Here is a 9,960-nt window from a genome sequence, read left to right on the forward strand (position 1 = left end):
AGAACAAAAGTTAGCAAAAAGTCAATAGATAACATTCATATTGACCGAAAAATGACACAGTGCCTGAAAACAAATGTGTCCTGCATGACATGACTTTTGGTGCTAAAACATGTACACTTGCTAAGACTGAGAGACTGTCCACAAAATATAAATGGCACAGAGAGACGCGCCATGCTAAGCAACACCCTTCTCGGCCAAATTCCAAACGTTGAAATACGACGTCGGTCAGACGATGACTGCGAGTGTCAGTAAGGGTGTCGTGGAGGCCAGTGGCGGTGGGCAGGGCATAAGGTTAGGTGAGATGATGGCAGGTGGAGCAAAGGCTTGAATAGGGTGGTGGCCAAAAGTAGAAAGTAGAAGCGTAGGTCTTCCAGCAACTAGTCAGGTTGACCAAATAGTGAAGGCTGGCGGCAGAACTTGGACAAAACTAGCACAAAATAGGGATCGATCATCAGTGAGTGAGTAGTGACGAAATCGGCGTATTTTAGATATCAATGAAATCTATATTTTCAAAGCTATGCAATTAAAACGTTGTATGTTCAATGGGGTTACTATTGACAACTTATCCCGAGAACTTTATTAATCTGGTATTTCATAAATCAAAGTTATGAGCGTTTAAAAACGACGATGCATTTTGAGAAAAGGTAGGTAGTGTCTTCAACTTCGCTGGGTCGTCTTGGCGGGGCACGACAGTGCCCCCAGTTAAGCTGTGGTACCGCCGTTCCAATAAGTTGTATTTGAATAGTGGAATAAAGGTAAAACCTTTTTAAAGAATTCTTTAAAAATATGGATATCTCAGTAGAAATTTTTCTTTTATTATCTGATCGATCGATAGGGTCAATGTTAAGGATAAATTACTGCAAACAAACATTGTATGGCAAACGCTTGGAAATGGGTGCAATTAATCAAAATAATATTGAAAATTTTCACCAAACTGAAATCTTTATAGCACATCCGTCATTTTGAAATGTCAACTTTTTGGAGTTTTCTGGTAAACTACATCATATACCTAATCTAATAGTATAATATTCAAAACTGTAACTAACGTAGATCGATCTCTACCAAAGCTTTCTATATATTGTTTAATGATGAGTTCCACTACTTTTCCAGGACAATTATTAGCAGCAGGAAAAAGTATTGTGTTGTTATTATTATCTTTTTTCGTTATGTCTGCTTTGAGTTTATTTATCAAATACTCGATAACTTCTACTCTGCTATCATCCTTTGCTTCAGTGCATTGCCTAATAGCTAAAAATAAAGCTGTACGCCCATTATTATCAATATCTTCAATATTCTGTCCCTTGTCAACTAAGGCTTGTATTACACTTTTATTTCCATATAAAGTAGCAAGGTGAAAAGGTGTATGTCCTTCAGTGCTTTCTCTTTCATCAATTGACGCACCATTGCTAGCTAGCAATTCTATAAACTCTGGCGTGTTTGCAAAAATTGCAAGGTGCATTGGTGTTAAGTCATCTTTGCCATGATTTCCAGTTTTTGCGTTAACGTTTGCTCCGTTATTTATCAGCAATTTCGCTATTTCAAACTGCTTATACCCGATAGCAATATGTAGTGGTGTACGATTACGTTCATAATTATCATTGACATTTGCACCAAACTTTATTAGCAGCTCTGTAGCTTCAATATCACCCATCCGAATTGCAGAGTATAAGGAAGGAGATTCATCTTTTTCTATTTCCCCTGTCATACGAAATTAAGAACACAACAATTCATATATTATTAAGAATTATTATTAAGTTTTTATTAAAATAATATTAACAATAGCTAAGAAATTAAATTTTCATTAAAAATTAATCTCTATCAATGGTTATATAAGCAAATGTTTATATAACCATTCCAAAAGTGAAGAAGTGAAAAAAAGCTTTTCATGAGAAATTATAAATGATAAATTGTTAATAATGAATTATCGAGAATAAATTATGTGCTTTGGTTTACCTAACATAAACAGAGAAGGTTATTTATTTATAGTTGTTTCCTTTATCGTAACATGTATAGCATTCTCTATATCTTGGGGAGCTGGAATTACTTGCTTATTTCCAACGTTATTATGTACCTATTTTTTTCGTGATCCAGCAAGAGCTGTACCAAACAATAAGGACTTTATATTAAGTCCTGCTGATGGTGTAATTTCAAAGATAGAAGAAGTTAGTTACTCTTTATCAGAAGAGAATGAAGAAGAAAAGAAGTTTACGCTTGTTAGCATATTTCTAAGCGTTTTGAATGTCCATGTGAATCGTATACCAATATCTGGTACGATAAAGGAAATGAGCTACAAGAAAGGCAAGTTTGTTTCTGCAATGAGTAATAGGTCCAGTAATGAAAATGAAAAGCAGATTATTGTGATTGAATATGAAAAGGGAAAAGAAATCATTGTGGAACAAATAGCTGGATTTATTGCACGCCGCATTGTTTGTAATTTGAGGACATCTCAGAGCGTAAAAGCAGGTGAAAGATTTGGAATTATAAGATTTGGTAGCAGAGTAAATATTTATATCCCTGCTGTAATAGAGGTAAGAGTCTCAGAAGGCCAAACTGTTATTGGTGGTGAGACAGTTATAGCAGATTTAAATAAACAAGAGAAGCTTACCTTTGACATTGTATGAATAACGATGAAAGTAACGGTAAATCCTTACCTATTACCAAGTTATTTCCGAATTTTATAACTTTACTGGGTTTATGTGCTGGCCTTACTTCACTTAAATTCACATTTAATGAACAATGGGAATTTTCAGCAATTTTTATTATCATTGCAGCAATAATAGATGGAATGGATGGCAGAATAGCCAGAATTTTAAAATCAACTAGCGATTTTGGAGCACAACTCGATTCTTTTGCAGATTTTCTAAATTTTGGTTCAGCACCTGCTTTTCTTTTATATTTTTGGAAGTTAAATGAAATTAAAGTTGTAGGATGGATTTTAGTAATGATATATGTAATCTGCATATCAATAAGACTTGCCAGATTCAATGTTTCGTTACATTCAGAACAATTATACTGGAAAAAATTTTTCTTTTCCGGCGTTCCAGCTCCTGTATGCGCTTTACTTGCTCTGTTACCAATAATTATTACCTTTCAATCTCATGAGAGTGAATACTTACTTCTTATAGAGCAATTTTTTAACGTAAAGAATACAGCTTGTTACTTTTTGGCCATTTCATTTTTTTCGATAAGTCATATTCCAACTTTCTCTGCAAAGTACATTTATGTTCCTAGAAGCCTATCCTATATATTTGTGTCGTTTTTTGGAATATTGATCATACTGTTTATAAGCAAGCCCTGGATAACACTACCAATTTTAGGCGCATTGTATATACTTACTATTCCAATAAGCACTGGACTTTATATATACTACACATATAAAACTCATTAGCTATATAAAAGTAGTGAGCAGCATGATTGTAAAAGCAACTGATCTATTAAACTCTTTTTTATATATACAGATATTCAACATACCATTTATAATTATTTGGGTAATTGCAACTGGGGTTTTTTGTACGATTCGATTCAAATTCATTAACTTTAGGTTGTTCAAATATGGGATACAAACACTATTCAACCTAGAGAGCCATAATAATAACGGCATAATCACCCACATTCAGGCATTTGCAACGGTAATTTCAGGAACAGTTGGTCTTGGAACAATATCAGGAGTTGCAATAGCTATTACAATAGGGGGGCCAAGTGCAGTTTTTTGGATGATAATTACCGGAGTACTTGGCATGTCAATAAAATTTGCTGAAGTAGTGCTTGCATTTACTCATCGCTCTGAAAACACAACTGGTGGGGCTTTTTATTATATGGAACATGGACTTGCAAAGATTGGATTTATGAAGACTGGCAAATTCCTTGCATTTATCTACGCAGTTATGCTGCTTGTTGCAATGATTCTAGGCGGCATACCATTTCAGGCAAATCAAATTGCAGCGTTGTCAAGTAACTTATTTGAATACAACACATCTGTTATTATCTCGCTATTTGTATTAATTGTAATACTGGGAGGAATAAAGCGAATTGCTTTAGTTGCAACAGGTTTAGGGCCGATCATGATAATGTTATATATAGGCATGTGTATATATTTAATCTGTGTAAACGGAAATAATCTACTGAATGCTCTATCTATAATATTTCAAGATATCTTTAACAAATCAGCTATAGGAGGTGGAGTATTGAGTGGATTAATAGCAGGGGTAAGAAGGTCAGTGTTTGCTAATGAAGCAGGTACTGGAACAGCAGCTATAGCACATTCGATTGTAAAAGAGAAAGACCCAGTTAAAGTTGGAAGTGTTGCAATGATTGCACCATTTGTAGACACAATATTAGTCTCATTTTTGACTGGTATTGTGATAATTATCACCGATATGCATATCACTAATACCGTAGGTGATATTACGTTAGTTAGCTCAGCATTTTCAACAGCCTTGCCTTTATTGAGCAAGCTAGCTCTTCCGCTGATAATGTTTTCCTTTGCATTTTCCACAATAATAGCTTACTATTACTACTGTGAAGTTGCCCTGTTGTACTTATTTGGTAACAAAAAAGTACTGATATTGTTCCAAATTCTTATAGTGGGTTCAGTGTATATCAGTTGTATGTCAAAAAATATAGAATTTATATCTTATTTAGGCGATAGCCTGTTTATGTGCCTTATGATTCCAAATGCTGTTGCAATATATCTACTGAGAAGGGAAGTCTTAAATACAATAGATTCTTATTACAAAAGGTATTAAACATGATTTATAGATTGCTTTGCATGATGTTATTTTGCCTATCGTTTAACGATGTATACGCTGCTTCAGTTTTTCATAAAAGTTATGACACTGCATTAAATGGAGTAAGCAACTTCATGAATGAAGTGTTGTTTTTCAAGATCTTTCACGTACCATTTATAATTCTTTTATTGGCCTTTGGTTATATATTTCTAACACTACGTTTTAGATTTCTCAACATAAGGATGTTTAAGCATGCGTTCGCTATTTTATGTGGAAAATATGACACAGATCATCATGATGGTCACATTACGCATTTTCAGGCATTTGTAACCGCGCTATCAAGCACAGTAGGTCTTGGAACTGTTGCTGGTGTTGCAATTGCAATTTCAATGGGAGGGCCAGGAGCGGTACCTTGGATGATGATCACAGGCTTTTTTGGTATGTCTGCAAAATTCGCTGAAGTGACTTTAGCATTCAGGCACAGAACAGAAGGTCAAGAGCAGTTATTCAGTGGTCCCTTTCAATATATAAGAAATGGACTAGAGGAATTTGGATTTAAGAAGCTTGGTATTGTGATAGCTGCAATATATGCAGTGTTTTTTGTATTGTCAGGTCTTGGTGGAAGTGTAGCATTTCAGACTAATCAAATGGTTTCAATATTATCTGGCTATTCAAGCTGGATAGATAGTCATCCTTGGGTTCTTTCCTTCATAATTTCTACATTACTTGCTCTAGTGATTATCGGTGGAATCAGGAGAATAGCTAGAGTATCTTCTGCACTAGTGCCTATTATGTCACTCATATATATTTTGAGTTGTTTCACGATTATTGCATTCAATATTCACAATTTTAGCAATACATTAAAAATATTGTTTTCCAGTATGATAGACTTCAATGCTGTTGGTGGTGGAGTAGTAGGAGCATTTGTCGCTGGGATTCAAAGGGCAATTTTTGCCAGTGAAGCAGGTGTTGGTTCTGCTGCAATTACTCACGCTGTAGCTAAAGATGAGGAGCCGGTTAGGACTGGTCTAGTTGCTATGATAGAACCATGCTTCGATACAATGTTAATTTGTTGTTTGACAGGAATAACAATAGTAATAACAGGCACATACCAGACTGGCATTGGCGAGGGAATATTGATCACCCAAAAAGCATTTGAAACAGTTTCTTCTTGGTTTCCTATACTTTTAACCATCGCTGCGCCTTTGTTTGCGTTTTCCTCAGTAATTTCATTTGTATATTGTTGTGAAATGGGATGGCTGTATTTGTTTGGTGTAAAAAGTGTAGTAATATATCGTATAGCGGTGGTGGTAGTTGCATTTTTGTCAGGTTTGTCTAAAGATATAATGGCTATTGCTAATATTGGTGGGGCTTTATTCTCTTGTTTAGCACTCATCAATATGACAGCACTTATACTGTTTAGCAATCAGATTAATGATGAAGTTCAATGCTATCTAAAAAGACTGAGGAATAACAAGATCAACTAGATTTTTAGTATAATGGAGAAATATATAATTCTTATATTATCTTACGTAATCGGTTCAATACCGTTTAGCTTAATTATTGCAAAAATAAATGGTATAAATTTAAGAGAAGTAGGTTCAGGAAACATTGGTGCTACAAATGTTGCAAGAACAGGAAATAAGAGACTTGCTGTCCTCGCATTATTTTTAGACTCTTTGAAAGGATTTGTCGCGGTTTATACAGCACAACAATTTTGTGATAATAACGATTTTTATATATATGTATCTGCAATTTTAGCAGTTCTAGGGCATATGTTTCCTATTTGGCTAAGGTTCAATGGAGGAAAGGGAGTTGCAACAACTTTGGGAGTTTTGATAGCACTTAACATTTCTATAGCATTAGCATTTGTATTTGTCTGGCTAATAGTATTTTTTATCTTTCGGTACTCCTCTCTTGCTTCCTTGGCTGCTACTGCAGCAGCTGTTATAGCATCTTTCTTTTTTCAAAAGGAGTTATTCCTTATACTACTCACTGTAGCGATATTAATTTTCTTGAAGCATTACAAAAATATTGCAAATCTTCTGCAAGGCAGAGAACGTAAGTTTTTATGAGCTATGTCTCATTCCTTCTACTACATTACTAGCGGATACTCCATGTGAGAGACGACTTGAGACTACTTCTTCTACTTCTTTTATTATTTCTTCCATGTTTTTTCCACTTTTTTTACATGCATCATCAAGTGCTAATTTTAGCTTACGTATATCATACTCTTCTAGCATCTTATTCATTTCTTCTTTCGTTATCTCTAATTTTTTTAGTAAGATGTTCTCCATTATTTCTCTTTTATCACCTTTATATTGTCCATTTAGTCTGTTATATGCAATGCAACACTTCCTTTCTCGTGGCAAGGCTGACAGATTTTGCAATGTAGCATCTATTTGAGCTTCTATAGGGTTAACTTTCCTAGCCTTTTCAGCAGTTTCTGACCTAAATTTCTCTACTTCTTCTTTTATTATTTCGTCAGCTATTCCCTTAGCTTCATTCAAAAATGAATCCTTAAGAGAAAAATCTATCCTAAGTAAATTTTGGTTTAAAAGCTTCAAAAAGACTTTTTCTTTGATATTTTCGAGTTGGTCATCTAAAGCATGCTCCTGCAGTCTATCTCTCATGTGCTGACCCAACACAAAGTGCTCTAATTTATTTAACTTTACAGAGCTGATATTTTTCATTAATGTCAGCACAATTTGTTCACTATACTGAGAAGTAAAACTTAGCAACCTTCTCATTAAAGGAACGCTTACTTCTGCAATAAAATCATCAACTATTTTTTGACTTTTATCATCTTCATAATTATTTTGGGCGTTATACCAAGCCCTAAGAATTTCTTTACTGTTCTTCTTATTTTTTAGCCTGTCTAACATAAACTTACGTGCTTCATTTTCTGCTTCTGTAAGGAGCATTTGTCTAGGTGGTGTAAATTTAATCTCTGGATCGGAATGAATACCCTCTAATGTACTTAACATTCTGTAGATAACACCAGTAAAACATGTGTTAGGAATTCGTTCTTTTCTAGAGAAAGTTTGGCTATCTAGTAAATTTGCAATCAACGCGTCTTTTTTATTTTTTACAGCTTCTCTATCTCCATCATTGCAGGCTCTAAGAACTAACAGAAGAATTTGTCCACCAGTGAAGCCAGAGCTATGTTTCTCATTACCTTTGCAAAAATCTTGCAAAAACATTACTAATTTTCCCTTATTCTCATTACTAAATGGTTGGCCATCAAGCATATGTAAGTGATTTATATATTCAATAAATTCTTTAAATCCCTCATTATTAATAGTGTCTTCAGATACTTGTTCAGTATATTTATCTTTTAATTTGTCAATATTTTTAATGATATCATTATTTAATTGATGGGGTAGTAAATGTTCAAGCTTAATATCAAAGCTATTGACTAGCCCACGTGAGTTTTCTTTTATGCCTTCTAAAAAGAAACTAATAGCAGCTTTGAGTAACGTAAATGGATTAAAATCCTTTGGCCTTAATTCACTTTGTAATAGAATTAAAACCATTGCAAGTGGTATTGTTGCAAGTAACGAAACAAGCAGGAAAGTAGTTGTAAAAGTTATATATGTTATAGAGGCAAAAAATAAAAGGAAAGATGCTATTTTAATTTTATTTTTCTCAAAAAATATTTCCCCATATTCCTTTTTACTTATTTTTTCCTGCTTTGCAGCTTTTATGTCTTTATAAACGTAAAAAGTTTTTATTTCAGATCTAAAAAACAATGTGGCAAAAGATAAAAAGACATTGGCAGGATTAACTAAAATGCTTAAAGAAACAAAAGCTGCGAAGTAACTTGCTGTCTTTAATCTGTAAGAATCCTTTCCAGGAAATTGTATTTGGGAAATACCTATCATAGCCTACTCTCTATAATATTATGATATTGTAGTAATAACAAATAGCCTATAGATGTCAATGCTTAAGTATTTTACTGTCTACGCACTCATCGTATTCAATTTCAACTGTAGAGTGCGCAATTTCGAACCTATTTAATAGTATTTTTTTTATCTCATACAAAATATTAGTGTGTTGTCCATTTTGCTTTATCTTGGCATGCATAGTAAGTATAAAATAATTATCAGATAGTGACCATGCATGTATATGATGCACATCTATCACTTCAGGTAACTTAGATACAATCTCACTTTTTATCTCCTCAGCAGATACACTCTCAGGTGTACCTTCAAGGAGTATATGGCAAGAATTCTTGAGAATTTTATAGCCACTGTTTAAGATTATTACACTGACAAATACTGACAAAATAGGGTCCACTATTTGCCATCCGGTAAACATGATAATTATGGATGCAAGTATAGCAGCTACAGAACCTAAAATATCTCCGATAACATGCAATACAGCACTTTTTATGTTTATATTACTTTCGCATTTACTATGTAATATAAAAAAGACTATAATGTTAGAGATCAGGCCAAGTGTGGCAATTATTAGCATTACTTTCCATTCAACATTGACCGGACAAATGAATCTCTTTATTGATTCAATTATAATGACCGCTGCAATGAAAAATAGAGTTAAACCATTAACAAATGCTGCAATTATCTGCAATCTGTGATACCCATATGACCTCTGTAAATCAGATTTCTTAGCTGAAAATTTGTGTGCTATCCAGCTTAAAACCAAGGCAAAAAGATCAGTGAGCATATGTCCTGCATCTGATAGTAGAGCAAGCGAATGTGAAATTACTCCACCTGCTATCTCCATAAGCATTGTTATTGCGACTATTATTATGGAATAAATTAAGCGCTTGGACTCTGCTATTGAGTGTTTGCCATTGTGCACTGCTGTCATATAAAATCTTTTTATGAGCAAAAAAACGTGGGTAACACTGGGCTCGAACCAGCGACCCCTTGCACGTCAAGCAAGTGCTCTACCAACTGAGCTAATTACCCATCGTAGCTTTAGTATAGTGCTTCAGTGAAATGAAAGTCAATTTGCTTTTAGACTTCTTGTTGAATGAAATTCCTTGACAAACCTTCCCACTTTCCTTATCATACCAATAAGAGTATTTATCCTTGTTTTTGATCCCCTTCTGTTAAGCTTTGCGTCCCTTCCATTACGTTTTGTCGCTCTTTTATTTCTTTTATTTCGTTATCGAATTTTGACATTAGATATTTAACATAACCAGATGTTAATGCTGTTGATGCAGATACAGCTATTGCTGCCGTAACAGATGTTAATGTAATTT

Annotated in this window: 8 protein-coding genes, 1 tRNA gene and 1 pseudogene; 6 read left to right on the forward strand and 4 right to left on the reverse strand. The window is 34.1% G+C overall.

The genetic code is table 11. The features are described 5' to 3' along the window. The first annotated feature begins 786 nt into the window (after window positions 1–786). The gene (locus ACJ5GX_RS00185) at window positions 787–966 is read left to right on the forward strand and encodes a hypothetical protein (protein ID WP_495292563.1); all 180 of its coding nucleotides are present in this window, start codon (window positions 787–789) and stop codon (window positions 964–966) included. Between the two features lie 85 nt (window positions 967–1,051). Here ACJ5GX_RS00185 and ACJ5GX_RS00190 read toward each other — a convergent pair. Beyond that, window positions 1,052–1,705, reverse strand: a pseudogene (locus ACJ5GX_RS00190) (ankyrin repeat domain-containing protein); the annotation flags it as partial. 232 nt (window positions 1,706–1,937) lie between these two features. Here ACJ5GX_RS00190 and ACJ5GX_RS00195 point away from each other — a divergent pair. Genes ACJ5GX_RS00195 through plsY form a run of 5 tightly spaced genes read left to right on the forward strand, consistent with a single transcriptional unit; the run spans window position 1,938 to window position 6,802 of the window. After that, the gene (locus ACJ5GX_RS00195; protein WP_495292564.1) at window positions 1,938–2,621 is read left to right on the forward strand and encodes a phosphatidylserine decarboxylase; all 684 of its coding nucleotides are present in this window, start codon (window positions 1,938–1,940) and stop codon (window positions 2,619–2,621) included. Beyond that, window positions 2,618–3,388, forward strand: coding sequence for a CDP-alcohol phosphatidyltransferase family protein (locus tag ACJ5GX_RS00200; RefSeq protein WP_019236894.1), 771 nt, complete (start codon window positions 2,618–2,620; stop codon window positions 3,386–3,388). Before ACJ5GX_RS00195 ends, ACJ5GX_RS00200 begins: the two co-directional genes overlap by 4 nt. Before the next feature lie 22 nt (window positions 3,389–3,410). Then, a complete protein-coding gene (locus ACJ5GX_RS00205; RefSeq protein ID WP_052264703.1) occupies window positions 3,411–4,745 on the forward strand; it encodes an alanine/glycine:cation symporter family protein in 1,335 nt (444 codons plus the stop codon). Between the two features lie 2 nt (window positions 4,746–4,747). Continuing rightward, on the forward strand, window positions 4,748–6,214 hold the full coding sequence (locus tag ACJ5GX_RS00210; protein WP_495292565.1) for an alanine/glycine:cation symporter family protein: 1,467 nt from the start codon (window positions 4,748–4,750) through the stop codon (window positions 6,212–6,214). Window positions 6,215–6,226: 12 nt separating this feature from the next. Next, window positions 6,227–6,802 carry a glycerol-3-phosphate 1-O-acyltransferase PlsY gene (plsY, locus tag ACJ5GX_RS00215; protein ID WP_052264701.1) on the forward strand — a complete coding sequence of 192 codons (576 nt, stop codon included), beginning with the start codon at window positions 6,227–6,229 and terminating at the stop codon, window positions 6,800–6,802. Here plsY and ACJ5GX_RS00220 read toward each other — a convergent pair. The 3 genes from ACJ5GX_RS00220 to ACJ5GX_RS00230 all read right to left on the reverse strand — a co-directional run bounded on the left by ACJ5GX_RS00220 (window position 6,797) and on the right by ACJ5GX_RS00230 (window position 9,664). Further along, entirely contained in the window at window positions 6,797–8,611 is a 1,815-nt protein-coding gene (locus ACJ5GX_RS00220) for a hypothetical protein (protein ID WP_052264700.1), read from the reverse strand. The genes plsY and ACJ5GX_RS00220 overlap by 6 nt on opposite strands. A 55-nt stretch (window positions 8,612–8,666) precedes the next feature. Next, window positions 8,667–9,563 (reverse strand): cation diffusion facilitator family transporter, encoded by an 897-nt coding sequence (locus ACJ5GX_RS00225; RefSeq protein ID WP_007302486.1) that lies wholly within the window; start codon window positions 9,561–9,563, stop codon window positions 8,667–8,669. A gap of 28 nt (window positions 9,564–9,591) precedes the next feature. Beyond that, window positions 9,592–9,664: transfer RNA gene (locus ACJ5GX_RS00230), tRNA-Val, on the reverse strand. Window positions 9,665–9,960 lie beyond the last annotated feature (296 nt).

It is taken from the genome of Wolbachia endosymbiont of Tuta absoluta, assembly GCF_059414725.1.

Excerpts from the sequence above, each read along its gene's own strand:
- plsY (WP_052264701.1), top strand. The coding sequence starts at position 6,227 with ATGGAGAAATATATAATTCTTATATTATCTTACGTAATCGGTTCAATA.
- ACJ5GX_RS00200 (WP_019236894.1), top strand. The coding sequence starts at position 2,618 with ATGAATAACGATGAAAGTAACGGTAAATCCTTACCTATTACCAAGTTA.
- ACJ5GX_RS00195 (WP_495292564.1), top strand. The coding sequence starts at position 1,938 with ATGTGCTTTGGTTTACCTAACATAAACAGAGAAGGTTATTTATTTATA.
- ACJ5GX_RS00205 (WP_052264703.1), top strand. The coding sequence starts at position 3,411 with ATGATTGTAAAAGCAACTGATCTATTAAACTCTTTTTTATATATACAG.
- ACJ5GX_RS00220 (WP_052264700.1), bottom strand. The coding sequence starts at position 8,611 with ATGATAGGTATTTCCCAAATACAATTTCCTGGAAAGGATTCTTACAGA.
- ACJ5GX_RS00185 (WP_495292563.1), top strand. The coding sequence starts at position 787 with ATGGATATCTCAGTAGAAATTTTTCTTTTATTATCTGATCGATCGATA.
- ACJ5GX_RS00225 (WP_007302486.1), bottom strand. The coding sequence starts at position 9,563 with ATGACAGCAGTGCACAATGGCAAACACTCAATAGCAGAGTCCAAGCGC.
- ACJ5GX_RS00210 (WP_495292565.1), top strand. The coding sequence starts at position 4,748 with ATGATTTATAGATTGCTTTGCATGATGTTATTTTGCCTATCGTTTAAC.